Origin of the sequence: Moorena sp. SIO3B2 (assembly GCF_010692525.1) — a bacterium.
Taxonomy (GTDB): Bacteria; Cyanobacteriota; Cyanobacteriia; order Cyanobacteriales; family Coleofasciculaceae; genus Moorena; species Moorena producens.
The window spans coordinates 1-26,619 of record NZ_JAAHHE010000076.1 but is presented as its reverse complement, the minus strand read 5'-3'; the positions used below and the strand labels follow the sequence as shown (position 1 = coordinate 26,619).

The 26,619-nt window shown below is 43.4% G+C and carries 28 protein-coding genes and 1 pseudogene; 13 read left to right on the top strand and 16 right to left on the bottom strand.

The window, feature by feature from the left end; genetic code table 11:
* Window positions 1-166: 166 nt before the first annotated feature.
* Window positions 167-400 carry a hypothetical protein gene (locus tag F6K38_RS17790; protein ID WP_287313205.1) on the bottom strand — a complete coding sequence of 78 codons (234 nt, stop codon included), beginning with the start codon at window positions 398-400 and terminating at the stop codon, window positions 167-169.
* 935 nt (window positions 401-1,335) lie between these two features.
* Between F6K38_RS17790 and F6K38_RS17785 the strand changes: the two genes are divergently transcribed.
* Complete coding sequence (locus F6K38_RS17785; protein WP_008190174.1) at window positions 1,336-1,626, top strand: TRADD-N-associated membrane domain-containing protein; 291 nt, start codon at window positions 1,336-1,338, stop codon at window positions 1,624-1,626.
* Between the two features lie 63 nt (window positions 1,627-1,689).
* Here the strand turns inward: F6K38_RS17785 and lexA are convergent, their stop codons facing one another.
* Complete coding sequence (gene lexA / locus F6K38_RS17780; protein ID WP_287266088.1) at window positions 1,690-2,322, bottom strand: transcriptional repressor LexA; 633 nt, start codon at window positions 2,320-2,322, stop codon at window positions 1,690-1,692.
* Window positions 2,323-2,466: 144 nt separating this feature from the next.
* Here lexA and F6K38_RS17775 point away from each other — a divergent pair, with 144 nt between their 5' ends.
* Window positions 2,467-2,613, top strand: coding sequence for a hypothetical protein (locus F6K38_RS17775; RefSeq protein WP_287313204.1), 147 nt, complete (start codon window positions 2,467-2,469; stop codon window positions 2,611-2,613).
* A 2-nt stretch (window positions 2,614-2,615) separates the two neighbouring features.
* Entirely contained in the window at window positions 2,616-2,795 is a 180-nt protein-coding gene (locus tag F6K38_RS17770) for a hypothetical protein (RefSeq protein ID WP_287357061.1), read from the top strand.
* On the opposite strand, the gene argF is transcribed toward F6K38_RS17770, so the two are convergent.
* Window positions 2,756-3,676 (bottom strand): ornithine carbamoyltransferase, encoded by a 921-nt coding sequence (argF, locus tag F6K38_RS17765; protein WP_008190182.1) that lies wholly within the window; start codon window positions 3,674-3,676, stop codon window positions 2,756-2,758. The two genes, F6K38_RS17770 and argF, sit on opposite strands and share 40 nt — an antisense overlap.
* A 556-nt stretch (window positions 3,677-4,232) precedes the next feature.
* Between argF and F6K38_RS17760 the strand changes: the two genes are divergently transcribed.
* Window positions 4,233-5,867 carry an alpha/beta hydrolase gene (locus tag F6K38_RS17760; RefSeq protein WP_008190184.1) on the top strand — a complete coding sequence of 545 codons (1,635 nt, stop codon included), beginning with the start codon at window positions 4,233-4,235 and terminating at the stop codon, window positions 5,865-5,867.
* Window positions 5,868-6,071: 204 nt separating this feature from the next.
* Here the strand turns inward: F6K38_RS17760 and F6K38_RS17755 are convergent, their stop codons facing one another.
* The 10 genes from F6K38_RS17755 to F6K38_RS17710 form a co-directional block, all read right to left on the bottom strand.
* Window positions 6,072-6,365 carry a TroA family protein gene (locus F6K38_RS17755; protein ID WP_008190185.1) on the bottom strand — a complete coding sequence of 98 codons (294 nt, stop codon included), beginning with the start codon at window positions 6,363-6,365 and terminating at the stop codon, window positions 6,072-6,074.
* Between the two features lie 84 nt (window positions 6,366-6,449).
* Window positions 6,450-6,827 carry a hypothetical protein gene (locus tag F6K38_RS17750; RefSeq protein ID WP_008190188.1) on the bottom strand — a complete coding sequence of 126 codons (378 nt, stop codon included), beginning with the start codon at window positions 6,825-6,827 and terminating at the stop codon, window positions 6,450-6,452.
* A gap of 163 nt (window positions 6,828-6,990) precedes the next feature.
* A complete protein-coding gene (locus F6K38_RS17745) occupies window positions 6,991-7,278 on the bottom strand; it encodes a hypothetical protein (RefSeq protein WP_287266084.1) in 288 nt (95 codons plus the stop codon).
* A gap of 238 nt (window positions 7,279-7,516) precedes the next feature.
* Window positions 7,517-7,756 (bottom strand): hypothetical protein, encoded by a 240-nt coding sequence (locus F6K38_RS17740; RefSeq protein ID WP_008190191.1) that lies wholly within the window; start codon window positions 7,754-7,756, stop codon window positions 7,517-7,519.
* Window positions 7,757-7,805: 49 nt separating this feature from the next.
* The gene (locus tag F6K38_RS17735) at window positions 7,806-9,251 is read right to left on the bottom strand and encodes a PRC-barrel domain-containing protein (RefSeq protein WP_287266078.1); all 1,446 of its coding nucleotides are present in this window, start codon (window positions 9,249-9,251) and stop codon (window positions 7,806-7,808) included.
* Window positions 9,252-9,806: 555 nt separating this feature from the next.
* Entirely contained in the window at window positions 9,807-10,187 is a 381-nt protein-coding gene (locus tag F6K38_RS17730; protein WP_008190197.1) for a hypothetical protein, read from the bottom strand.
* A 422-nt stretch (window positions 10,188-10,609) separates the two neighbouring features.
* Window positions 10,610-11,518 carry a 30S ribosomal protein S6--L-glutamate ligase gene (gene rimK / locus F6K38_RS17725; protein ID WP_287357059.1) on the bottom strand — a complete coding sequence of 303 codons (909 nt, stop codon included), beginning with the start codon at window positions 11,516-11,518 and terminating at the stop codon, window positions 10,610-10,612.
* A 2-nt stretch (window positions 11,519-11,520) separates the two neighbouring features.
* A complete protein-coding gene (locus F6K38_RS17720; RefSeq protein WP_287298242.1) occupies window positions 11,521-11,670 on the bottom strand; it encodes a hypothetical protein in 150 nt (49 codons plus the stop codon).
* A gap of 186 nt (window positions 11,671-11,856) precedes the next feature.
* Window positions 11,857-12,015 (bottom strand): hypothetical protein, encoded by a 159-nt coding sequence (locus F6K38_RS17715; RefSeq protein WP_154659961.1) that lies wholly within the window; start codon window positions 12,013-12,015, stop codon window positions 11,857-11,859.
* 32 nt (window positions 12,016-12,047) lie between these two features.
* On the bottom strand, window positions 12,048-13,256 hold the full coding sequence (locus F6K38_RS17710) for an FG-GAP repeat domain-containing protein (RefSeq protein ID WP_287357057.1): 1,209 nt from the start codon (window positions 13,254-13,256) through the stop codon (window positions 12,048-12,050).
* Between the two features lie 38 nt (window positions 13,257-13,294).
* On the opposite strand from F6K38_RS17710, the gene F6K38_RS17705 reads away from it, so the two are divergent.
* The 8 genes from F6K38_RS17705 to typA all read left to right on the top strand — a co-directional run bounded on the left by F6K38_RS17705 (window position 13,295) and on the right by typA (window position 22,651).
* Window positions 13,295-13,498: a hypothetical protein gene (locus F6K38_RS17705; RefSeq protein ID WP_131826875.1), complete on the top strand. Its 204-nt coding sequence runs from the start codon at window positions 13,295-13,297 to the stop codon at window positions 13,496-13,498.
* Between the two features lie 496 nt (window positions 13,499-13,994).
* Window positions 13,995-14,123, top strand: coding sequence for a hypothetical protein (locus F6K38_RS17700; protein WP_267872112.1), 129 nt, complete (start codon window positions 13,995-13,997; stop codon window positions 14,121-14,123).
* Complete coding sequence (locus tag F6K38_RS17695) at window positions 14,104-16,800, top strand: NACHT domain-containing protein (protein WP_287357055.1); 2,697 nt, start codon at window positions 14,104-14,106, stop codon at window positions 16,798-16,800. The genes F6K38_RS17700 and F6K38_RS17695 overlap by 20 nt, the downstream gene beginning before the upstream one ends.
* A complete protein-coding gene (locus F6K38_RS17690; protein ID WP_287294620.1) occupies window positions 16,752-18,062 on the top strand; it encodes a hypothetical protein in 1,311 nt (436 codons plus the stop codon). Before F6K38_RS17695 ends, F6K38_RS17690 begins: the two co-directional genes overlap by 49 nt.
* Before the next feature lie 297 nt (window positions 18,063-18,359).
* On the top strand, window positions 18,360-18,500 hold the full coding sequence (locus F6K38_RS17685; RefSeq protein WP_287357054.1) for a hypothetical protein: 141 nt from the start codon (window positions 18,360-18,362) through the stop codon (window positions 18,498-18,500).
* 167 nt (window positions 18,501-18,667) lie between these two features.
* A complete protein-coding gene (locus F6K38_RS17680) occupies window positions 18,668-20,428 on the top strand; it encodes a peptidoglycan-binding domain-containing protein (RefSeq protein WP_287263235.1) in 1,761 nt (586 codons plus the stop codon).
* 77 nt (window positions 20,429-20,505) lie between these two features.
* Entirely contained in the window at window positions 20,506-20,718 is a 213-nt protein-coding gene (locus tag F6K38_RS17675) for a hypothetical protein (RefSeq protein WP_131826878.1), read from the top strand.
* A gap of 130 nt (window positions 20,719-20,848) precedes the next feature.
* A complete protein-coding gene (gene typA, locus F6K38_RS17670; RefSeq protein WP_008190216.1) occupies window positions 20,849-22,651 on the top strand; it encodes a translational GTPase TypA in 1,803 nt (600 codons plus the stop codon).
* 307 nt (window positions 22,652-22,958) lie between these two features.
* Here the strand turns inward: typA and F6K38_RS17665 are convergent, their stop codons facing one another.
* Window positions 22,959-24,170, bottom strand: coding sequence for a type IV pilus twitching motility protein PilT (locus F6K38_RS17665; RefSeq protein WP_008190218.1), 1,212 nt, complete (start codon window positions 24,168-24,170; stop codon window positions 22,959-22,961).
* A 765-nt stretch (window positions 24,171-24,935) separates the two neighbouring features.
* Window positions 24,936-25,922, bottom strand: a complete 987-nt coding sequence (locus tag F6K38_RS17660; protein ID WP_008190220.1) for a GntR family transcriptional regulator — start codon at window positions 25,920-25,922, stop codon at window positions 24,936-24,938.
* Window positions 25,923-25,995: 73 nt separating this feature from the next.
* Between F6K38_RS17660 and F6K38_RS17655 the strand changes: the two genes are divergently transcribed.
* Window positions 25,996-26,166: a hypothetical protein gene (locus F6K38_RS17655; RefSeq protein WP_287357053.1), complete on the top strand. Its 171-nt coding sequence runs from the start codon at window positions 25,996-25,998 to the stop codon at window positions 26,164-26,166.
* A 209-nt stretch (window positions 26,167-26,375) separates the two neighbouring features.
* On the opposite strand, the pseudogene F6K38_RS17650 reads toward F6K38_RS17655, so the two are convergent.
* Window positions 26,376-26,619: pseudogene (locus tag F6K38_RS17650) on the bottom strand (hypothetical protein); the annotation flags it as partial.

Sequence of the window (26,619 nt, the reverse complement as noted above, 5' to 3'; positions counted from 1 at the left end):
TCAGCAACTGATCCAAAACAACAACATTCCAACTTCTAACTCAGTAAACTAACCTCCACAAAACAAGTTTCACTTATGGTCGCCAGGGCGTCAAAACCCTGTCTTGATGCAGTCGCTCATGGGGGAAACCCCCAAGACCGCGCTGCATCGCTGGCAAATTACTATCCTAGTTTACGTAAAAATAGCGAATCAAAAAAGTCATCACCTCACCAGGCTTACCGGTGGGCTCGGGAGTGCTCCACTCATCGGGGTAGGCGTACTTAAGGCCATAAATGGCAAGAATTGTCTTCCGAACTTGTTCAGGAGAACCAACCAATAAGTGCTTGACTTTCTTACGTTTGCGACCAGGGTTTTCTGGGGTGTTATTGTCATCGGAGTTAGGCGGAATGTTGTTGGTCATGAATCGTGACTCGTGTAAATTGATTATATTATTAATATATTTATAAATTAATCATTTGTCAAGGTATTTAGAGATTTTTTTTTATTACGAAATATGGAGATTGTGGAGAGTGAAATAAATCGTATAATCGTAGGGTGGGCAGTGCTTGATAGCAATTTCAAAGCTTGTAGTAGCTTTAATTGGCACTGCCCACCAGCAGAAAATAAATTGTAAAATATAGTAAAATGAATCGTAAGTTAAAATGAATCGTAGGGTGGGCAGTGTTCCTATATTTTTTTTTAGCTTGTAGTCAGTAAAATGAATCGTAGGGTGGGCAGTGCTTGATAGCAATTTCAAAGCTTGTAGCAGGTTAAATCGGCACTGCCCACCAGCAGAAAATAAATTATAAAATAGTAGTTGTATAAATTTTTGCTAAAATGAATCGTAAGGTGGGCAGTAATCATACCAATTTAAAAGCTTACCATCGGGATTATACTTACTGCCCACCCTACATCAACTACTCTGCCCACCAACAGAAAATTAATTGTAAAATAGAGTAAAATGAATCCTAGGGTGGGCAGTAATCATACTAATTCCAAAGCTTACCATCGGGATTATACTTACTGCCCACCCTACATCAACTTCTCTGCCCACCAACAGAAAATTAATTGTAAGATAGAGTAAAATCAATCGTAAGGTGGGCAGTAATCATACTAATTCCAAAGCTTACCATCGGGATGATACTTACTGCCCACCCTACATCAACTACTACCTATTCCCTAGTTTCACGATTTTTTAGAAAGCAGTGAACAACTAATCACGGAGATATTTTTTGATATTCACCAATAGTAAAAATCGTGAACTAAGTGAACTTTGAAATCACAAATTACTAATATTAATTTATTGAGCCTATAGTTGGAGATAAGAGGGTTACTCAACTAAAGGCTGAATAAATCATGTCTAAATCAAACAAAGAATCTGACCCAGAAACCACCTACTTTAACGAGCGCATTCGTCAAGCCAAGCTTGCCTTTAACTTGCTTGTCGGGGCTACAATTATAAGCGGGATTGTGGGTCTAATCGGGGCAGGATTATTAATGTCCAACAAGCTATCTGATGGAATAGTTACTACCAGTGTGGGATTAGCATCAAGTATGCGTTTTGTTAAGCTAGCTAAGGATGCTAATGACCGGCTAGATGAAGCGATTAGAGAGGCAGAAGAGGAAGATGATAATGAAGAGTCGTAGAGACTAATTATAGCCCAGGGAATAGGAAACTCTGTTCCCTATTCCGGACAACTGTTGGGAAGTCTAATGTATCGCTGCTGGTGTTAGATGCTGCTCATATCCCCGCCAGACACCAACTAATACTCCTTGAACCTGAACATGTTTTGCCATCACTTCTATGGGGTGGTACTTAGCATTAGAGGGTTTGAGAGTAACTTTGTGACCCTTACGATAGAAACGTTTCAAGGTTGTACCATGTCCATCCACCCGTGCCGCGACAATTAAACCATTCTTGATGTCATCGGGATCAGGCACTGGTCGCATAATCACCACATCCCCTTCTGCAATTAAGTCTTCGATCATGCTGTCTCCAGTAACCCGCAGAGCAAAGTTACCTGGTTGGTGGAAGAAGCCAGATATATTCAACTCCTCAACTGTGTCGGTGAAGGGTTCCACTAGGCCCCCGGCTGCGATCGCTCCTAAGACAGGAACTCCCAAATTAGAATGCCGCAGCAGCCTAATCGTCCGGGCTTTTCCTTCCGTCCAATCAATATATCCCTTACTACGCAAATGTTCCAGCCTACTCTGAATCGGTGCTGGTGAGCGCAAGTTCATTGCTCTCATCATTTGCCGGATCGAAGGGGCATGGTGTGACACCCGAATATAATTAACCAGCCAATCGTAGAGTTCTTGTTGAGCAGATGTGAGGTTTTCCATAAGACTCTTGACAAAAAATGGTCGTTCTTAGTGATTGCTCTATAGAACATTGGTACTATCAACTATTGTCATTTGTCCAGAGTATTGTTCGGTTTTGGAGGGTGGTAAGTGTGTTAAGTGTGGGGAGATGGGGAGAAACCGGAGATGGGGAGAAACCGGAGATGGGGAGAAACCGAAGATGGGGAGAAACCGGAGATGGGGAGTCATAGCATTTTTCCTAGCTATGAAGTAAACAGGATTTTTTCCCGATTCCCGATTCCCGATTCCCGTTCCCCTCCTGGGAGGGGTTAGGGGTGGGTTCCGACTCCCGACTCCCGTTCCCCTCCTGGGAGGGGTTAGGGGTGGGTTCCGACTCCCGACTCCCGTTCCCCTCCTGGGAGGGGTTAGGGGTGGGTTCCGACTCCCGATTCCCTATTCCCTATTCCCTTACCATTCACTCAACCCCTAAAAGACTGACCAGTAAAGCTTTTTGAGCATGTAAACGGTTTTCGGCCTGGTCCCAAACACGCGATCGCGAGCCTTCGATTACCTGGTTTGTAATTTCTTCTCCCCGGTGAGCGGGTAAACAGTGGAGTACAATTGCTGATGGGTCGGCATGGTCTAACAACTGTTGATTAACTTGATAAGGCTCAAAAATTGGAATTCGCTCCTCAGCTGAAGCTTCCTGACCCATACTTGCCCAAACATCAGTATAAATTACTTGAGATTCCTTGGCAGCAGCTATTGGGTCATTGGTAACCATTACTTCTGTGCGGCTAGCTGCGGTTTTCAGGGCAAGCTCACAAATAGCACTATCAGGTTGATAAGCTGGTGGTGTGGCGACTCTGACATTCATTCCCATTAGAGCGCAGCCCAACATTAGTGAATGAGCGACATTATTACCGTCGCCAACATAAGTCAATGTCAAACCAGCCAGTGTTCCAAAGCATTCCTGAATCGTTAACAAATCGGCTAAAATCTGACAGGGATGCTCCCAATCAGTCAAAGCATTAATAATTGGAATCTTGGCATATTCAGCAAAGGTTTCCAACTGTTTTTGCTCAAAGGTACGAATTGCTAGAATATCCAAATACCGATCTAACACTCGCGCTGTATCTACTACCGGTTCTCCACGACCAACTTGGGTGACATTGGGATTTAAGTCAATCACCTGACCGCCTAGTTGGTACATAGCTACGGAAAAACTAACCCGTGTTCGTGTGGAAGCCTTATAAAACAATAATCCCAAAACCTTATTGCACCTAGGATTCCACTGACCTTTTTTTAACTTAGTGGCTTTATCCAATAGTTCCTGAATGTCACTAGCACTGAGGTCTGTGAAGCCTAGAAAATCGCGTCCTTTTAACGTATTCATGTTCTGTATTCAATGAGTAAACTAGTTTCCCCTAGCCACAGTTATACACACAATTGCCCAGAAAACAAAGTGTACTATTTACCTGGAATGAGCACCTTATAGCTCCCCAGTTTTTGTTAAGATGCACCATCTTAAGACGCTATCATATTTATCTTAAAAAATCATAGCCATTCTCCCAAAAAAGACTAAAAAACTAGTTAGTCTTTTCTAGGAAAACAACCTTGAATCTTGGCTAGAGTTATTCACTCTACCACAAAATTTCGCTATAACATAATCCCAGTCTATTTAATCTAGCCCTAAATGTCATCAAAAATTGACAAATCCTTATTAAATAATACAAATGTCTGGCCCGATTCAGCACTAGGGAGTGGGGAGTCGGGAGTGGGGAGTCGGGAACAGGTAGTAGCGCTATAGTATTTACATTTGAGATGTGAACAAATAATGAAATGCGTTAGGGAACACAAAACTCCGGATACATAACAATATTAGGTAATACAGCGTTTTTTGTCTTAGAAAAAATGACAATCTAGTTTTACAAATCATTTGGAAACCCTATATGTTCAGATTCGCAAAAGGTAAACCACAAACTAGACTAAGATGGCTGCTGCTGAATCTAGGATTGTTGGTCACCCCAGTGATGATTTATGCACCAGTTGAGGCAGCAGAGAAAATCTATATTTCCTATGGTCCAATCGAGTTTTCTCTACCGATCGCAGCTCTAGAAGTTTATGCGACAGTTGGCAAAGTTGAGCCATCCTTAGCTTTCTATGCGGGGTATGTAAAGCCGGAAGAATTCAAACAACTGCGGGAGGTCTTAATCACTCCCATTGATGTCACACCAGTAGCGATCGCTCAATTCCTCTACTCACCTCAAGGGGAAATAATTCTACAACGGGTAGGTGAAGTCATACAAACCAAAGCTCGTCAACCCGGTTTCTATGCCATTCGAGCTGCTTTAATCAAAGCCGCTTTTAAGCCAGAAGGGTTGACGATTTTGAATGTGTTGCAGGAATTTCCGACTTACGGCATTCGGATTAACTCACAACGGGGTTTTGAAATTATTGATGACTTATCGAAGCTGATTCAGCAAACCCAGATCGCCATTGCAGCAGTGGAACAGGCATCAGAGCAGGAAGCCGCAGCCCAGACAGAGCGAGGTTTATCCGATTTTTCCCTAGACTTACGGCAACCCGGTTCAGTCAACTATGCCAAGCAAACCATTACCTTCGATCACCTCAGCCGTCGCCGAGAGTTTCCCGTTGACTTGTATTTGCCAGAGTCCCCAAGGGAAGGGTTAGCACCAGTGATTGTTATTTCCCACGGACTGGGTTCAGAACGGAAGACATTTGAGTACTTAGCCCGTCACCTGGCATCCCATGGATTTGCTGTGGCTGTACCGGAACATCCAGGCAGTAATGCGGATCAAATACAGGCTTTGTTAACTGGTCTTGCCAAAGAGGCAGCTCCACCATCAGAATTTATTAACCGTCCTGTGGATATTAAGTTGTTACTGGATGAACTAGAAAGTTCCTTTAAAGGGCAGTTAAATTTGCAACAGGTGGGAGTATTAGGTCAGTCCTTTGGGGGTTACACATCCTTAGCTCTTGCTGGAGCCGAGATCAATTTTGAGCAATTGCAAAAGGATTGCGCTCCTTTAAATCAGGATACCTTGAATATATCCCTACTACTTCAGTGTCGTGCCTTTGACTTGCCACCACAGGACTATCAGTTATCGGATCAACGGATTAAAGGTGCGATCGCAATTAATCCAATTACTAGCACAGTCTTAGGAAAATCCCAACTTAGCGAAATTCAAGTGCCGCTGATGGTAGTCGCTGGTAGTGGTGATACCATAGCGCCAGCGTTACCAGAACAGATTCAACCCTTTACTTGGCTGACAACTCTACAGAAGTATCTAGTATTGCTCAAGAGAGGAACCCACTTTTCCACCCTCGCCCCATCAGAAGATGATGTCCCCTTACCTGAGGCAGTGGTTGGTCCTGACCCAACTATTGCTCAGGAGTATATGAAGGCATTGAGTTTAGCATTTTTCCAAACCTATATTGCTGGTAAATCAGAGTACCAAGCTTATCTGAGTGCTGCCTATGCTCAATCCCTTAGTCAAGAGCTGATGCCCTTGAGTTTGCTGACAATTCTCGATCCTCTGGTACGGGAAAAAGCGGGGTTGTAAGGTAAGAATTTAGCGGTCAGCGGTCAGCGGTCAGTGGTCAGTGGTCAGTGGTCAGTGGTCAGCTTATTTGATTCAAAAGCTGTTCGATGTAGCCTGCCCTATAGGCATAAGCTAATAGCACCTCAAGTAGCACCATCTGTAGCGCTTAAGCTGGTAGCACCTCAAGTAGCGTGTGCGTAGCACATAAGCTGATAGCTTACTCAATTATTGATTTACAGCCCCACCTTTTGGACTATTTTCCGCTGAGGTCGCAGTCACAGGAGGGTTAGACTGATCAAAATTAGCCAAGTCTTGAAAAGCGTTGGCTAAAACCACTAGGGCTTGTTGGCGGTGCTTAACGCTTTCTTGTACTCCTTGGACTTGTTTTTCTAGTGCTGAAAGTTTTTTTTGGTTAGCTTCTAAGTCAGTTGCCAGATTCGATGGCACTTGGTTTTTAAGTTCAGATAGCTGACGTTCTAGCTGTTGAACTTGTTTTGCTATAGCAATTCTATCTCCCATGAGGTACAAAGGTATCCCCCGTTGGTCCCCCTTAAAAAGGGGGACTTTGAGGTTTATAACTGTACCTCATAAATTCAATCAACGCTATAGTTCTAATTCTCCCTGAGCCTCTTTCAATGACGTAATTTCTGTAGTTAGCTGCTTGAGCTGGGTATAAAAGAAATATCCTGTCCATGCTCCTGCTGCTCCCACCATCAAGATTAAAATCATCCAAATAGCGGTGAAGCGACCCATTTTTTTCTGTAGCTGCTTTGTTTCTTGCTCATGTTTCTTCTTATCGGACATGGCAGTCATTTGAAATTCCACCAATGCTTCAGCGACTTCTTCGATATGTTGCTGTTGGAGATTAGCAAGAGGATTGGCTGGGGTAACAACAGGAAGGGCTGTGTTGGGAAGGGCTTTGTTGTCTATAAAAAAATCGTTGATCGTGCTTTTTTCACTTAGATGATTGTTGTTAGACATGGCCTTGATTAGAAACTGTTTAGTGTTGAGGGTTGATAGCAAAGAGAACAGTGATTAGTTAGTAGGTAGTAGATAGTAGGTAATTTATGATCAACAATGGGCAAAATTAATTGAGTAATACTCTAGTGTTTAGTGTTTAGTGTTTAGTGTTAACCATCAATAATTAATAAAAAAAATACCATTTTAATTGAGTGGTTTTCCAGGAATTTACTGGTGCAAATTGCTGCTGCAACTGCTTGTAAGTCATAGCACCAAGGGGACTGATGGCAGCAATACTACCTCCTAGGATCACAATACTTAAAACCAGCAAGATTTGGAGCCGTTTCACTGAGGCTTCTAGGGCTTGCACCTCCTGTTGCAGCCCATTGATAACTCTAAGTGCTCTGAGGTCAGACCATATACTATCTTCTTGAAGAAATTCGCAATCGCTATTGTTGTCAGTCGTAATCATTGTTTGAATACTCCTTCAATAAAGGTTTCTTGCTACCTTCTAAGTGATTACTGAGTAAGCATTCAGCCGTTGGCCGTAGGCCAACGGCTGAGAGCTGAGGGCTGAGAGCTGAGGGCTGAGAGCTGAGGGCTGAGAGCTGAGGGCTGAGAGCTGAGGGCTGAGAGCTGAGGGCTGAGAGCTGTTCGCCTAGGGTGCGTGGCACAGGCTTCTAGCCTGTGAAGTAGCGCATATGCTTACATTACTGATCAGCGATCATTAACACAGAGATGATGTTCTGCAGAGAGCTCTGTTTTTCTTTTCTCTCGGATGCAGCGGTTTCTGCTGGTGTTTGGGGTGCAGTTGCTTCTGGTGAACTCGGAGTAGGTTTAGACTGAGAGTTTTCATTACCATCAGTAGCTAGAGATAACAAAGATGCGATCGCTAAAATACTTAGCACCATTGCAAATTGTCTAGTTACCAGTATTGCAACTTGTCTCATGGTATTTTTCTCCTTGAGTTGTATAGACAAAACACGTTGCTCAAATGAGTTAGTGCTTAAGAGCTGTTTCGGCAGATTCTGGTTCAGAACTAGCTTTGAGTGTCTTGTCTTTCTGAGCAGCGTCTGTAGTAGTAGGGGAGTCAGCACTCGGCAACTTTGTCTTTACTTGAACTAGTTTTTCCTTAGCCTGGTCAGTCAGCTGTTTAGTAGTTTGTTGTGCTTGACCAGCAACCTCAGAAAACTTATTTTGCCTATTCTCCGCTACTTTTTTAGTAGTTTCTTGCACTTGAGTGGTGACATCAGAAAGCTTCTGTTGAGCATTACCAGTCACCTGTTTAGCAGTCTGTTGCACTTGAGTAGCAATCTCATAAAACTTCTCTTGGGCATTGCCCGCTACTTTTTTATTGGTCTGTTGTGCTTGACCAGCGACCTCAGAGAGCTTCTGTTGAGCATTACCAGTTAGCTGCTTAGTGGTCTGTTGTGCTTGACCAGCAACTTCAGAGAACTTATTTTGGCTATTCTCCGCTACTTTTTTAGTAGTTTCTTGCACTTGAGTGGTGACATCAGAAAACTTCTCTTGAACATTACCAGTCACCTGTTTAGTAGTCTGTTGCACTTGACCAGCAACCTCAGAAAACTTATTTTGGCTATTCTCCGCTACTTTTTTAGTAGTCTGTTGTACTTGACCAGCAACCTCAGAAAACTTATTTTGGCTATTCTCCGCTACTTTTTTAGTAGTTTCTTGTACTTGAGTGGTGACCTCAGAGAACTTATCTTGAGCATTACCAGTTAGCTCTTTAGTGGTCTGTTGCACTTGACCAGCGACATCAGAGAGCTTCTCTTGGGCATTCCCCGCTACTGTTTTAGCATTTTCTTGGACTTGAGTCGCTAGCCCCTGAGCCCCTTCCATCAGCCCCGCCATATCTTCCTTGGTTTTGGCGTAGTCATCTTTCAAGGATTCAGCCGCCTGAGCAACTTTTTGGTTGATGCCATCGGTATACTGCTCAGCGTTTTGCACCATCGCCTCGATCGCCATCACTCGTTTACCCCCCACACTAGCGATGGCGACAGGGGGAAGTCGGTAGGTGCCATCAGTGACACCACGCCAGCCCTTGGAGCCAAAGATATACTCAACTACCTTTCCAGTTTGGGGGTCGAATCTATAGTCCACCAAAGTACCTGCCTGATTCCCTCCGTCCGTCCACAACTGATGTCCCACAATCGATTCCACTGATGGGGGTTTTTTCGCTGCGGTTTCCGAGTCAAGGTAAACTAGAATGCTGTCGGAGCCAATCGCCTCAATTTCTGCCCAAGTAAATGACCGTTTTTTGCGACCCAGCAGTCCTGACTTGCAAACCAAACCCAAAACTTTATGAGCCATTGGGTCGAGCCACAGCTCAGCTACCCGACCAATTTCTTCAGTGTTTTGGCGATTCAGTACTATCCGGTTGATTACATCACTGTGCTTAATGGCAGTTTCTGATTGTGTGTTCATCAACGTTCTCCTTAGTTTTAAATCAGAGTTTTTAGAGCAAATCTGGTAGCATCGGAGTTGTTAACAACTGGCATTTGCCTCAATTGACTCTTTCGATCTCCTCCTCCCCTCTATAGTCACGACATTAGGCATCAGCTGGTTGTTTAGGCCGAAACAGAGTATTTACTTAGAAATTCGGCTCCTTTGATTAAGCTCTGATGAAAGATTAATCAAACTTTGTGAACAAACTGTGAGGATGCTAGTGGCCTTGGGCGCTAAAAAAGCTTTTGAATGACGGATATCAAAGCAACAACAGAATTCTTCTGTAAGCAGAAAATTGTCAACTGCTTGACCAGATTTGTAAACTATTGGGTTGGTGAAAATTCCTAACTCAAGGTGTAAGCATTCAGCCGTCAGCATTCAGCCGTCAGCTTATTTTATCCAAAAGCTGTTCGGTGTCAGGATAGGCTGAGCCAGCGGTAAACTTTTCAGGACTTACGCATAAAGGCGTTTCTCGTACTTATGAGGTACACTCAATTTTATTCCCCCTACTCCCTACTCCCTACTCCCTGCTCCCTACTCCCTGCTGCCTTGCACTTGCTCCCCCAGCCACTTAGTAATTAGTTCTGGACAATTCTTCTTAAACCAACGCAGAGCAACAACTCTGAAGGCTGGTTTCGACATACGGGCAATTGATTTCATCATCCAGTTGAGGGAGCGAGATTGAAACTTTTTGTTGATCAGGTTGACTGAGCCGACATCGTAGAGGCAATCAAGGATGAGCTTCACGGTAGCTTCTTCCCTCTCTACTAAATGTTCCAGCAGCAGCAGGACATCATGCATACGCTCGTTTTGCATGCGCTCTTCTGCCAAGATTTTCGGCACCTCGACCAATGGTTCGGAAGATGTCATCATACTGGTGGTATCGATACTTGACTGTTCCAGGCTTGGATTCATTCCTGACACCCTAATCAATAATTTACCTATTTTCTAGTAACTATAACCTAGGATTGCGTCAAAATTGAATTGATCAGCATTAGGTACCCTTACACAAGCATTGGAAGAGTTTGCCACGAATCACGATCAAGCCCTTGATCATAGCTAGCGATCGCGCTTTTTTAGTAATCTGATTACTCATCTCATTTTTTCGGATTGCTTCCGGTAGGGGAAAAGAAATATAATCTGAGCATCCTAGTCCCAAGAAAGAGCAGAAGCAAGGATAGCTAATGAATAACCAGCCCATCCTCTCCCCATCATCGTCCATTTACCCTAGATAGCCAGTTAAGTTTGTAATCGCTGACTATCTCTACGGGGTCGGTCTTTCTCTGTAAAGGCTTGCTGAAAATTTAATCACAATTAAATCACAATTAAATCACAATTTAATACTTGATGCGATCGCGAACAGCTCCACTGCGAGGTGTACCTTTTTTATCATTCGCAGCACTTTTTTCCAAAAATTCAATAATCTTCCCCGCCACATCCACCCCAGTCGCCTTTTCAATTCCTTCTAGTCCTGGTGAAGAATTAACTTCCAACACTAGCGGACCATGATTGGAGCGTACCATGTCTACCCCAGCTATGCGTAATCCCATGGCTTTAGCAGCACGAATTGCTGTGCTACGCTCTTCAGGGGTTAACTGGATTTTTTCTGCTGTTCCCCCTCGGTGTAGGTTCGAGCGGAATTCCCCTTCTGCTCCCTGTCGCTTCATTGATGCCACTACCTTACTATCAATCACAAGGCAGCGAATATCCATACCCCCTGCTTCTTTGATAAATTCTTGGACTAAAATATTGGCGTCTAAACAGCGATTGGCTTCAATAACGGACTTGGCAGCTTGATGGGTTTCTGCCAGTACCACCCCAATGCCTTGGGTACCCTCCAATAGTTTAATAACCAAAGGAGCACCACCTACCATCTCGATTAAACCGTCAATATCTTGGGTTGAATGGGCAAAGCCAGTTACGGGCAAACCAATACCTTCACGAGAAAGGATCTGAAGAGAGCGTAGTTGATCACGGGAGCGGGAAATTGCCTGAGTTGGATTAGCACTAAAAACATCCATCACTTCAAACTGCCGTACAACAGCGGTGCCATAGAAGGTCTTTGATGCCCCGATCCGGGGAATAATGGCATCAAAGTTTTCTAAAGGTTTTCCCTGATACATTACCATTGGCTTGTGAGCTGTAATATTCAGGTAACAGCGCATATAGTCAATCACCCGCATTTCATGACCCCGCTTTTCCCCAGCATCCTTCAACCGTCGGGTAGAATATATAGCAATTCTCATAGCTATGAGGTACACAATTTCGGGATTTTAGGGAACAGCGGATCACCGGAACAGCGGATCTGGGAAGAAAGAAGAGGAAATAGGGAATAGGGAATAGGGAATAGGGAATAGGGAATAGGGAATAGGGAATAGGGAATAGGGATGCGCTGCATCAAGAGGTGCGCTCTTACTTGGCGAATTTAATTCGCCAAGTAAGAGCGCACCTAACAGGGAATCAGCTTCCCAGGAGACTGTACCTCATAACTGTGATAAACGCTATAAGGCAGCATTTAGGGATAAGATCGCAATTTTCATTTAGTTTACTCTATATCATAAACGCTATAGAATAAAAATAACTCTTAGGGGCGCACGGGATGCGCCCCATTGGTGTGTGACCAATTGATTGTAAACGGCAGCAAGTCAGCAGTGCGATTGGCCGTAGGCCACGCTACGCGATGCTCGGTACGAGCCGCTACGCGATCGCATAATTTGATTAAGCGCTGTTTGTTGACACTCAAGCGTCAACAGTTAACGGTCAACACATGTCACTTCAGGCATGGCCTTCCCAGCTCAAATCTACCGACTCAGCGATTACTGGTCGGTCGTAACCGTTTTCATGCATCATCCACATCCCTGTCTTGCCGTCAACAGTATTGCTCCAGAAAATGTCATCGTAAGCATTGTCGTCAAAATCCATAACTCCTTGAATTTTCCAGGTGTTGTCAAAGGGTGCATTATTAACAAATACTGATTCTATGTAATCGGTACCTGCCATGCGCCAGTAGTAAAGATTTTGGTTTTCAGTATTAAGCCAGAGAATATCCGTATTATCATTTCCATCAAAGTCTCCGGCACCAACCATCTTCCATTTACTGTTCGCTGATTCTGATTTGATTAGTACTCCCTGAATCGGCTCAGTGCCATTCATCAGCCAAACTGCATTTTCGCCAGTGGAGTGATTACGCCACAGCAGATCGGTTTGCTGATCACCGTTGAAATCTCCTGTGCCATGGATTTTCCAGTTGAGGTCTGAGACTGGGACGATGGATACTGCTTCTTGGAACTGGGAACCCTTCATTAACCAGATACCAATGTCTCCATTAGCGGTATTGCGCCAAACCAGATCTTTGTGGCTATCACCGTTGAAGTCTCCAGCAGCACGAATCTCCCAGTCACTGTTAACGGATTCCATTTGAATCGTCACTGCCTCATCTAGGTCAGTACCCATTACCCCATGCATCCGCCAAGCTCCCATGGCACCAGTCTGAGAATTATGCCAAAACAGATCCACTTCAGCGGAAGTAAATTCAATGGCGTCAATTCGCCCTAACTCGAAGGTCTCATTATCAAGACTATCTGCCTCTACAACAATTTCGATGCGATCGCCTGGGGCAAGTTGTACATCTTTAAAGATAGGATTTGGATTAGGATCACTATTGCTGAGAGAGTCAGTGAAACCGACATAGTTAAGGGGGTTGGGTCCATCTCCACCAAGGTTTTTCTCCAAAGTATAGGTGTCAATGTCAATACCATTAACCCGTAGTATTAGTTTAGCTTTTCCATCTACTTCATCAAAGTGAGCAATACCGATATGGTATTTGCCAGCAACACCATCACTTTCTGTCCAGTCAATTCTGATTATGCCGTTGGTTTCAATGTCTTGGATTCTGACTGCTTTAGAGCCTGAAGCACTTACATTATCAAAAACCTCGTAATTTTGTAGGGTAACGCGAGTTGAGTTTTCTGCTTCGATTTTCATGGTTGTTTTCCTGTTTTAGATGAAGCGCGTTTTGTTGATTGGTAACTGTTGACAGTAAACTGTCAGCCGTCAGCGGTCAGCGGTCAGCGGTCAGCGGTCAGCGGTCAGCGGTCAGCGGTCAGCTTCAAATAAAATTGAAAGTCTGGGGAAAACCCCCATTGCGCGTAGCGCATAGGCTATCAGCTAATGCGCTACGCGCACGCTACTTGAGGTGCTTATGCGCTACAGATGGTGCTATTTGAAGTGCTAGCAGGCGCTTTAACTGCACGGGGTCGGATGAGTAAAACAACCAGGGATTTTCAACCAACCGTACTAGCCCCCCCAGCTTGTTTACTAGCTCCCGTTGATTACCTGACGGCTGACAGCTGATAGCTGAATGCTTACAACTATTAAGCAAAACTATTGGTAGAATGCAGTTTTTGGTTTAAATGCAGCCTGGTCTGATCTTGTGTCGATTACACAAGTGTGTCTTTTACGTGGATGGTGGAGATTGCACACTAGATTATTTTCTACCATGATAGATTTTGGATCTGTTTTGAAATTATGTCACTTTAAAAAGTGGCATAGTTAAATGCTATTATAAAAATCAGCTGCTATAATATAGCCGGTTTTAATTCGGTAAGGTATAGGAAAGGGAACAGGGAATAGGGAACTTCGGATCAAAAATTATCACAATTCCTACACGGATTGCTAGAGATTTTTCTTGTTATCCTAGGAAGCGATGCAGAGGTGCGACCCGTGGCGAATTTAATTCGCCAACGGAAAGCGCACCTAAGCGGTCTTGGGGGTTTCCCCCATGAGCGACTGCATCAAGAAAAAACCTTGTCTATTCTGTTAACCCTACAGCATGTCGAATCAGACTTATAACTGGCAGCGATTTTGGTGTTCTCCCTCTGAGCGCTTCGATTTAGGCTATGATGGTTACTTATCCGATCCAGACGTTAAATCGGTCAACGGTTACAATCCCAATCCTAAGTTGGTAACCTTTAGGGAAATTTCTGAAATACCCTGCCTCATACTCCTCGGTGAACCGGGCATCGGCAAGACTCAAGCCATGAAGGAGGAAGAAGATAAGGTGACTGCTGAGCTTGAAAATACAGACGATGAAATTCTGTCACTTGATCTTCGATCAGTTTCTACGGAAGATAAACTCAATAAGAAACTGTTTGAAAGCCCAAAATTTATTAGGTGGCAATCTGGTAGCCATGGCCTTTCGGCCACGCTACGCGAACGGCTCCACATATTTTTAGATAGTCTTGATGAATGCCTTTTACGACTAGAAACAGTGGCAGCAATTTTAGTTGATGAGCTTAAGTATTATAAGGAAGATGTTAACCGTTTAACTCTTCGGATTGCTTGTAGAACAGCTGTCTTACCATCTGTGCTTGAGTCAGAACTAAAGGAAATTTTTGGGGAAGATTCCCTAGGAATATATCAGCTAGTTCCACTTCGTCGTCAAGATGTTGTTAAAGCAGCAGAAGCTAACGGAATTGATCCAGAATCTTTCTTAGAAGAAGTTTCTAGAAAAAACCTCGTCCCCCTAGCTATCAAGCCGATCACCCTAAACTTTCTGATGAAGAGTTACGGTGATCGTGGTCAGTCTCTCGAAAATAAGAGGATTGATGAAATTTATCTTGATGGCTGTCGCTGTTTATGCGAAGAAAGTAATTCTAGCCGTCGTGACTCACGTGCTATGGGTGGTCTCGATCCAGACCAGCGCCTGATCATTGCTGCTCGGATTGCGGCTGTTACAATTTTTGCCAATCGATTTGGTGTTTGTAATGGAACATATGCAGATTGTGCTCCATCTAAAGATGAGCTAGTTCTAATTGAAAATCTCTGCATTGAGACCGAAGTTGCTAATAGCAAAAATTTTGATATCACTGAACCAGCTATCAAAGAGGTTTTAGATACTGGCTTGTTTTCATCCGGTGGTGAAAAGCTGATAGGGTGGTCTCATCAGACCTATGCTGAGTTTCTAGCAGCATGGTATTTGAAGGAACATCATGTATCTGTCTCCTTATTCCAGAGTCTTTTCTATTTATCTAAGGATGAAGACCCTGAGCATAAATTGATTCCTCAGCTCCATGAAACTGTTGCATGGTTAGCCACCATGATACCTGAGATACGTGAGGTAATTCTGACAACGGATCCTGATGTGTTACTTCTGAGCGATATACCTCCAGAGCCTAGTTTGCAAGAAGCGGTGGTTTCAAATTTATTGATGGAGTATGAGCAAGGAAAACTTTTAACTCAAACAATAATAATTAACTACCGCTTATACGAGAAACTAAAACATCCTAACCTTGCGGAACAGCTTCGTCCATATATTGTGGATGCAAGTAAGGCAATTGATGCACGAGATACAGCTATCAAGATTGCTGAAGTTTGTGAAGTGAATAAACTCCAAAATGAATTGGTTACCTTAGCAACTGATTCAGAGGAAAAAATTGAACTTAGGATTAGTGCTGTTCAAGCTATTGGGGAGATTAGAGATAAGAATTCAAGACTCAAACTCAAGCCGTTAGCCCTTAATCCGCTTCCGGAGGATGAGGACGACAGGCTTAAGGGTTGTTGCCTACAAGCACTGTGTAATAATAAGCGCAATTATTTGACAGATGATGAGTTGTTTGATGCCTTAACTCCTCCAAAAAAAATAAATCTTGTTGATAGCTCTTACCAACGGTTTCTCAAGAATACACTTGTACCAATGCTTCAAGAAAAATGGCGGAGGGAACCAAGATTAAAATCTGATTTTCTAAAAGAAGAGGGTAAGAGTATGAAGCTTTTAAAAGCACTAGTTAATTTAGTGATGATTGAATCGGATCCTCTATTAGAATTTGTATTAAATTTAATAGGAGATATCTACCTAAAACCTAGACTTGCTGATCACGATCAGGATTGGATGCAAGATGAAGTGCTTAGGTCAAGATGGGAGAAACTACATAAACATTTTGCCCAGAGAATCTACGATACATTTAATCAAGATAATACAGAATCGATTGATAGGACTATTGAATGGTATTATAAGTTTGCTAATCCAAAATGGCTCTATGAGCAATTTCCTTCTTATTTTAATAATAGTGAACAGGGACAACTAGCTTCAAACAAAGCTGCGAATACCCGTCCTCAACAAAAATTATTAGAACCATCTCCTAGAGAGAGAGTTATTCTTTGTTTGGATCAATTAGACGATGGTAACTTATCAGCTTGGTGGCAGTTGAATCTGGAAATGACCCTAAAGCCATACAGCCGACACTATTCTAATGAATTTGAACCTGATTTAACTAAGCTTCCAGGGTGGAAAGAGGCTGATGAACCTACTCGGACTAGGATTATTGAAGGTGCCGAAAACTATATTATAAATCAGAAAGAGATAAATACTGATTGGATTGGTAAGAATAAAGTTAATTGGCCAGCCTTGGCGGGTTGTAGAGCATTTCTGTTGCTTCTAAATAAAGCTCCAAAGATTCTTGACAAGATTCCATCTGAAACATGGCGCATTGGGCACCTGTTATCATCGCTTTTCCTCTTGGAAACCTAGATTCTGACAACTTTTTAGAGTTAGTAAAGATAGTTTACTCAAAGGCTCGTGATCAGGTGTGTAAAACTTTGGATATTCTGATCGATCAAGAAAATCAGCAGTTTGACTCTATATCTAGAATTAGAATATTTAAAAAATGTTGGGATAAACATCTAAGTGATTTTATTTTAGAAAAGGCTCAAAATAAATCCATAAAGCCCAACTGTATGGGGGATCTGTTAGAAGAGCTTATCAAACATAGCTCGAATGAATCTAAAGAGAAAGCTAGAGAATATCTACAAACATTGAGCTCATTGCCATTGCCTTTGAAGAAAGATGAACGTGACAGAGTCATGATTGCCTTAACATTGCTATTCCGCTACCCAACTGCTGACCGTTGGTCTAGTATATGGTCGATTCTTGAGCAAGAACCAAATCTTGGACGAGACTTGATTGAGTCAGTTGCTTATCGCTATTATTCGTTTCCGGGTCACTTAGAGCTTAATCTTAATGAGAAACAGTTAGCTGATCTATATATGTGGCTGGTTAGGCAATATCCCTATCACGAAGATCCCGATCATAGTAATGGTGTACGTTATAATGTCAGTCCAAGGGATAAGGTGGCTAGATTAAGAGATGACATTCTACGGCAACTGGAAAATTTTGGAACCCCTCAAGCCTGTGATCAATTGGAGCGTATTTTTGGAAAATTTCCTGAACTACGTTGGCTTAAGCAAAGGCTGATATCTGCCAGGGATACCATGCGTCGTAAAACCTGGAATGCACTTGAGCCAAAAGACGTTATTAAGACGATATTATATCATGATCCCATAGTTAGTAAAACTGTGGGAGATAATCAAAGTACATATAATATAGATTTGTATAATGAAGGTGGTAATGTTTCCATCGGAGGAAAAGATATAACCAATATGGTTAAAAAGAAGACTTTCAACACGGATGGTGGCGATGTCATCACCAATTCCAATAACAAGAATAGAGGCAGTGTTAATAACAGCAAAACTATTACTACAAATAAAATCGGAAAAGGGAAACGCAATACTATCAAAGTCACTGACCCTAAAACCAACCCTAGCAGCGGAGATCTATGGAACAAAATCCTTGGGATTATGACAATTGTTGGTGTGGTTGCGGGAGTGATAGGATTATTCGGTAATGGGATATTTAACGAGCAAATAAAAAGATTTTTGGGAATAGATCAGCAACCGTCACTGTCACCAACGCCAACTGTTCCATCTCCTTCTTCAACTCCAGATAGTGAATAGCGATAATTTATAGCAAAGGAAGCAGGGAGTAGGGAGTAGGGAGCAGTGAAGTCATCAAATGTAAGAGGATAAAAATAATGTGTACCTGATTAGACTATAAACCGCTATAGTCTGATAGAAAAAGCTTTTTTAATTTTGAATGCTATACTAGCATAAATAATAATATTTACTTATAGCGTTTATTGCATTTATAACGTACGGTTATCAACCTCAAAGTCCCCCTTTTTAAGGGGGATTTAGGGGGATCCCTTTGTAGCTCATGGGATATAAAATGGCTATATAGCGTTTTTAATAGCTATGAGGTACAGAGATTTTTTCCTTATTACCTATTCCCTACTCCCTACTCCCTACTCCCTACTCCCTACTCCCTACTCCCTTTACCATAGTTTACAAAACTTTACAAACCTCCTCACCAAAATATCCGGGTTCACAAAATAAATTCTGCAAAGCTTACTAGACTAAAGTGCTGTCTATAGCGTTTCTCGATCAGATGTAAACCTAGGAGGTCTTTTTTTATTGTCGAATAAAACTCCCGATCTCTTCCCCCTCTTGCCTCCTCCCCTGATTGAGGGCGGTTAGGGGGAATTCCTCTTGCCTCTTGCCTTTTGCAGCAAGAAGCGTGTTTGCAACCTAGATACAAACGCTATATGCCTGACCCCTCAACTCTCCTACTACTAGCCTACAGCCACTGCAAAAATGCCACTGCTAGTCTTAACTACAGTCACAGCAGTATCTGCATGCCCACTGAGAAGCTCAACCAAGCCCCTGGGCAGTGGAAACCCCCCAATAGCATCAGTGCTCCAGAAGCGATCGCATTTGCTCAAAACTCTCGATTCAGTAATCTCAAAACAGTCCAGGGAAGGTATTCAGAAGAAATAGCCTTGCCCCCAACAGTGCGTTTGGGTAGCCAAGGGGAAGTTGTGACTAGACTACAAACTATACTGCAACAGTTGGGATACTACCAACAGCCAGTGGATGGTGTATACGGCTCCAATACCTTTGCTGCTGTCTCTACATTCCAGCAAGCACTAGGGTTGAATGCGGATGGTATAGTTGGACCAATAACCTGGATAACTCTACAACAATTGCACTCAGAATTTTTATCTGCTCAAGAGAGGGAGTTGATCGAGATTTCCCCAAATCAGCCAGAAACTAGAGGGGAACTCCAGGATACTATCATTGATAATTTTATTTCAACAGCAGAGTCTCCCTTAGCAAATCAATCGGTTAGTTCAACCCCCTTGAACGCCCTCTCCAATAAACCACTATACCTATGGTTGTTTGGCTGGGCAGTGGTATCTCTTGGAGGATGGGGAGTAATTGTACTACAGATAAACTATCATCGGCTTCCGATTCGGCTGAGGATAGGAAAATCCTCTACAAAAACAGGGCAACCTGACAATATTGTGCCCATAGAAGATAGCGAATCAAACATCTATTCAATGGATGATTTGCTAACTACCATCAGTGAGAGCGAGATAGACCAATCCTCAACCCCTGAAACAGTCTCTGAAACTGATGCTATAGAGGAAACTGTAGAGCAAAACAATCAAGACTTAAGCTTAGGGAAGTATGGTCTACTTCTGTTCACCAGCCCAGTGGCAACAAGCCCTAATAGTTTACCGATACAAGTTGAGGATAGTAAGGAAAATACAGCTAAGCTAAACTTGGCTAAATCCTCTACGTTGTTCTTGCCCTTAGATCAGATTAAATTTAAACAATCACCACCATCGATCGGTGAAGAGAATCTATCTTTCTCAGCTGTTTTGGAATCTCCTGCGGAAGGTCTCTACAGTTTTACCCACCCTTCTATATCGTCCGTTATTCAAGAATTGACCAACAGTGACTTAGTCGAAGTCGAAGCAGCTAAGGGGCGGATTCAACCTCTCAATAACTTCTTTACTGACCTGTATCGCCTTGCTCAAAACGCTAGCTTAGCTAACCAAAACCATCACCAAGATACCAGCACAAGTCAGGAAAATGTCCGCCGAACAGCCCAAAAGTCTGACCAAGCTGATCAACCTATCCCTGAGCAGATGAAACCAGGAACTGTAGTTGGTATCCTATCCCCGACTAACCCAAAAACAGGAGAACGGTATACCTACTCATTAATTGATGATGCTGGCGGGCGGTTTATGTTGACGGAGAATAAACTGGCTCTTACCGAGCAAAGCTTGATGAATTTCAAAACAGACACCAGCCATACCGTGATTGTCCGTCGCACTGATTCCAAAGGTATCTATGTTGATAAATCCTTTACTCTGCGTTTGAAGGCTGAGAACGAGTCAGCACCTCCTCAGCCCCCGGTTGAAAGCCAGAAGAAGGTATCCACTGAAACGCGATCGCTTACCAGTGTCAGCAGTTAATCAATTCAGGACTGACCGAGTAAGCCTACAGTTACAGGTAACTCTCAACTGATGGCACCAGCAGCAAAGATTGACCTTTGGTCACGCTACGCGATGAAGCGAAGCTTCCGCTAAAAGCGATTGGCCGTAGGCCACGCTACGCGAACGCAAATTTCTCAAAAGTGCATAAATTTGATAGGGTACCTAAATCAATTGTGATAATTTTTAATCTGAAGTTCCCTACTCCCTACTCCCTACTCCCTACTCCCTACTCCCTACTCCCTACTCCCTACTCCCTTTGCTATACATAGGTTTAGCTTAGCCGGATGCTACAAGTCGGGCATCAGCCATTTTTCTTCGGGTCTTGCCAAGATAAGCTAGAATTATTAAGAAATCTTTAGAAAAAATTTTAACTGCTGCTACCTATTTCCAGGCGCTGGTATGACTCTCCCAATTCGCAACGTTGCTATTATCGCTCACGTCGATCACGGCAAAACTACCCTAGTTGACGCTCTACTCAAACAATCCGGTATCTTCCGCGAAGGGGAAGACATTCCAGACTGCGTGATGGACTCCAACGATTTAGAGCGGGAGCGGGGTATTACTATTCTTTCTAAGAATACCGCCGTTCGGTACAAAGACATCCTAATTAATATTGTTGATACTCCCGGTCACGCTGACTTTGGTGGAGAAGTAGAGCGGGTATTGGGTATGGTGGATGGCTGCATCCTAATTGTGGATGCGAATGAAGGACCAATGCCTCAAACCCGATTTGTCCTGAAAAAAGCTCTGGAAAAAGGACTGCGCCCGATTGTAGTGGTCAATAAAATTGACCGACCCCAAGCCGACCCTTATGGTGCCATCGACAAAGTCCTGGATCTGTTCCTAGAATTAGGAGCAGACGATGACCAGTGTGAGTTTCCCTACCTATTTGCCTCCGGTCTACAAGGCTACGCCAAAGAAGATTTGGATGCAGAAGCGGTAGATATGCAGGCACTGTTTGAAGCAATTTTGCATCATGTTCCGCCACCAGTAGGAGACCCTGCTAAGCCCCTACAACTACAAGTCACCACCTTGGACTATTCTGAGTACCTAGGTCGGATTGTGATTGGCAGAATTCACAACGGAACCATTAAGGCCAGTCAACAAGCTGCTTTAGTTAAGGATACTGGGGACATAGTTCAGGCAAAAGTTACCAAGTTGATGGGATTTGAAGGACTCAAGCGAGTTGACCTAAAAGAAGCATCAGCTGGTTATATCGTGGCAGTAGCTGGGTTTGCTGATGCCAATATTGGTGAAACCATTACTTGTCCCAATGAACCCCAAGCCTTACCCCTAATTAAGGTAGATGAGCCTACCTTGCAAATGACCTTCTGCGTGAATGATTCGCCCTTTGCCGGTAAGGAAGGGGACTTTGTAACGTCGCGACAATTACGCGATCGCTTATTCCGAGAATTAGAAACAAACGTAGCACTACGGGTAGAACCCACTGACTCCCCCGATAAATTCCTAGTATCTGGTCGTGGAGAGCTACACCTGGGTATTCTGATCGAAACCATGCGTCGCCAAGGATATGAGTTCCAAGTTTCCCAACCCCAAGTGATCTACCGGGAAGTCAATGGTCAACCTTGTGAACCCTTTGAATATCTAGTGCTAGATGTACCAGAAGAAGCGGTTGGTAGCTGTATCGAGCGTTTGGGACAGCGCAAAGGGGAAATGCAAGATATGCAAGTAGGTGCCAATGGTCGCACCCAAATCGATTTTGTGATTCCTGCCCGTGGCTTAGTCGGTTTCCGGGGGGACTTCCTTCGCCTGACCAAAGGTGAAGGTATCATGAATCATAGCTTCCTAGAATATCGTCCCATGACTGGGGAATTAGAGACTCGCCGCAATGGAGTAATTGTAGCCTTTGAAGAAGGGATGGCTACCTTCTATGCCCTTAAAAATGGAGAAGACCGTGGTGTATTCTTTATTAAACCAGGCACCAAGGTTTACAAAAACATGATTATTGGGGAACACAATCGTCCTCAGGATTTAGATCTAAATGTCTGTAAAACTAAGCAGTTAACTAACCATCGTTCCGCGACTGGGGATGAATTAGTGCAGTTACAAGCCCCAGTGGAGATGAGTTTGGAACGGGCTTTGGAGTATATTGGACCCGATGAACTGGTAGAGATTACACCTCAGTCAGTTCGTTTGCGGAAGCTGTCTAAGAAGAAGTTGGCGAAGCAAGGTAAAAGGTAAGAATTAAGAATGTAGAATTAAGAATGTAGAATGTAGAATTGGGAATTAAGAATGTAGAATTGGGAATTAAGAATGTAGAATTGGGAATTAAGAATGTAGAATTGGGAATTTAGAATTTAGAATTTAGAATTGGGAATTCACCATTCTGCCTTCTGCCTTCTGCCTTCTGCCTTCTGCCTTCTGCCTTCTGCATTCTTCATTCTGCATTCTGCATTCTTCATTCTTCATTCTTCATTCTAAATTCTGCATTCTAAATGCTACATTCTAAATTCTTCATTCTTAATTCTAAATTCTGACAGACAACCTCCTAACCTTCATTCATCCAATCACGAGCCGAGGCGGAAGCATCTATACCACCAGTGCGCATCTGGCGTATCAAAGCCTGGGGATCAGGAGACACTTTAAGGGCTTCGGTGGGTGTGATTTTTTCATCAATTAGGTAGTTGTAGAGAGCCTGATTCATCACTTGCATCCCTTCAATGGTTTCAGTTTCCATCAGTCGGAACACATCCACATCTTCTCCCTTAAGCAGGTAATCCTGTACAGTTGGGGTATTGATTAAAATGTCATGAACCGCAATCCGACCCTTATCGATGGTTGGTACTAAGAGTTGGGCAATAACTGCCAACAGGGACTCAGCAATCTGGATGCGGATCGCTGACTGTTCATCAGGATTGTAGAGATTCAACAGACGGTTAATACTGCTGATGGCATTGCGAGTGTGTAGAGTACCCAAGACCAGATGACCGGTTTGGGCAGCTTGCAGGGCAGTATCAACTGTGATGCGATCGCGCATTTCCCCAATTAGAATTATATCGGGATCCTCCCGTAACACAGACCGCAGAGCGTGGTGAAACTCATGGGTGTGCAATCCCACTTCTCGCTGACTAATCAGGCACTTTCGGGAGCGGTGGACATATTCAACCGGGTCTTCAATCGTAACAATATGTTTGTACTCTGTTTCATTGAGATGGCGAATCATAGCCGCAAGAGTGGTTGATTTACCTGATCCTGTCGGACCGGTAATTAAAATAATTCCCTGACCCCTGCTAACTATTTTTTTGAAAACTTGCGGTAGAGTTAAATCATCGATTGAAGGAACATCAAGGCTGATTAATCGCAGCACAATGGCTCCGCCGTTTAGGGAGTCAAAACAATTCACCCGACAGCGCACTAAGCCAGGGTAAAAAATAGCAGTATCCAGTTCTTTGGCTTCAGCAAACTGCTTCCTCTGAGCCGGAGTGAGAATCTCATTGAGGTATGCCTCAAAGACTTCCACTGTGACCTTGGTATGACGTTTAGCCACATACATCTTGCCCCGAATCCTAAATCTGGGGACCTGTCCCACTCGAATATGAATGTCAGAAGCTTTGTGACCATGAGCCTCTGCGACGATTTGCTCGATAGAAGGGGAATGACTAAGGTTCTGGTTAAGTTCTACTACTGGTTTAAGTGGTGATGGGAAAGTTTGAGGCTCTTGATCAATTTGCACTCCTACACCAGAATTCGTGTTCTTCATAATATGATGTACCTAGGGATACCCTTGCTGGACTGATCGGGTCGGGGCGTTGATGTTTGCTGATCTTCTTGTTGGCAGTTAATTTCGGTTGCTTGTGATCCAACCAAAGAACAACCCTAGAGAAATTTTACTTTATATAAAAAGTTTTCACACTAATCCAGCTAGGTTTTTGATATTGCTGTCAGACATCACCTAGATCTGATCTAATTAAATTTTATAATATATAGCCTTAGGTAGCAGAACTTAAGCGTAAGTATTCAGCTATCAGCGGTCAGCCGTGAGCTTTTAGCTCACGCTAAGCGAACAGCGGTCAGCTGACGTAACTCAGATTAAAGCAATGCTTACCTGTTGTCTTGATGCCAAGCGTGAGTGGGGTAAACCCCCGCAGGTCGGTAATGGTGCGTTTACAGTCGTCGAATTAAATTCGCCACGGGTCGCACCTCTGCATAGCTGATTCAATAGCACCATCTGTAGCACCATCTGTAGCGCATTAGCTGATAGCTAGCTGATAGCTGACGGCTAAATGCTTACGGCAGAAGGTAGAAGGCAGAAGGGACGAGAGTTGGAGCTAGTTTTTAAAAAGTCCAGTGATTTTACGAATAATTAATTGCTTTAGTTAAGTTAAAGGAGTTAATTTAAACTAGCTAATTGAGCTGATGGAGTTAATGTTATAAAACGGTTTACTGGACAATATATTTTGATTTTGATATTTTTAGCGGTATAATCCATAATATCCCATAGCTTTAATCCCATCAAACCTTTAAGTTAACCCAAACCCAGTTCCCGTTTGAGCAGATTAATCGATTTGCTACCAATATAGTTTTCACAACGGATCACCTTGGGTGGTCGAATAATATCTTCACGAGCGGCTAATATGGCATCTTTAACACTTTGATAACTTGCCTGATCGCTAATAATTATCTGGGAACTGCGAACCAGAGCTTTTAGTTTGTAGTTGTCCTTGATCTGAGCCGTCATCACTAACAACTCATCTCCCCGTAGACTATGGATAATAATTTCTACTATTTTTAAAATCCCAGAACTGATGCTAACCACTCCTAAACGGCTACCTTTGGAGAGATTCTTAATTAGCTTAAGTTCTGGCTCATAGTCATAAATATCAACAGGGATGACACGGACAGATTTAGGGGCAACAATCGCTTCTGCTTTACCGATAAAATAGCGACTAGTAACTACTGTAGCCGAGTGAGTTTGATCCAAAGCTTCTGAGAGTTCTTCCATTGGCACCAACTGCACCGGGATTCCCAAGGATTGTTCTAACTCCTGCACCATCAATTCTCCAGCACCAAGATCTCGTGACTCTACTGTCACCAGTACCCTAGCGCTACACCGTAACCGCCAGTCAATCTCCGACAAAAATAGTTCCCTAGCTTGGTTAAGGGAGCAACCTTGTCCGAGAAGTTGATTGAGGCTATCTTGAACAACCTTGTAAGCTTCGGGGGAAAACTGGTTAAGAATGCCAACCTGACGTCGATTACCCCCTTCATGACCCTGTGCCTTAACATAAATGCCTGACCCAGCATGGGACTCTACTAGTCCTGTTTCTTCTAACTGCCGATATACCTTGCTGATGGTATTGCGGTGCAAACCCGTCTCCATGGCTAGCTGACGAGTACTGGGCAGTTTATGACCTGGGGAATATTGTCGGGATGCGATCGCAAACTGAATTTGGTCAAATAGCTGCTTCGAGGCAGGTATTTCACTATCTTGTTGAATATGATACTGAACCATTACAGAGTCTCCAAAATCCCCTGTTTATCACTATTATATGGTAAATTTTAGATTTTAAACTTTTCGGTCAAATTTGGCTATCCACTTCAGCTATAATGTAAGCATTCAGCTATCAGCCAAAGGTCAGCGGTCAGCGGTCAGCCGTCAGCTTAAAATAAACTTCATTTGGAATAATTTAATAGTTCGAGATTTGAAGCAATTCAAAGTCTCGGTAGTAAGCATTCAGCCGTCAGCTGATAGCTGATAGCACCATCTGTAGCAACTCAATTAGAGCATTAGCTGATAGCTGATATAGCTGTTTTTAATCTAGTCAGGTACAAGTTTTTGGGTTTTAGGGAGCAGGGACTGAGGCCGTAGGCCACGCGGGGCGCGTTCGGAGCAGGGACTGAGGCCGTAGGCCACGCGGGGCGCGTTCGGAGCAGGGAAGAGGGAAGAGGGAAGAGGAACCCACCCCTAACCCCTCCCAGGAGGGGAAGAGGGAAGAGGTAAAAAAATAAAATATGTGTACCTCATGAGGATAAAAAGCGCTATAGCTGATAGCACCATCTGTAGCACCATCTGTAGCCCATAAGCTGATAGCTGATAGCTGATAGCTGATAGCTGATAGCTGATAGCTGATAGCTGATAGCTGATAGCTGATAGCTGATAGCTGATAGCTGATAGCTGATAGCTGATAGCTGATAGCTGATAGCTGATA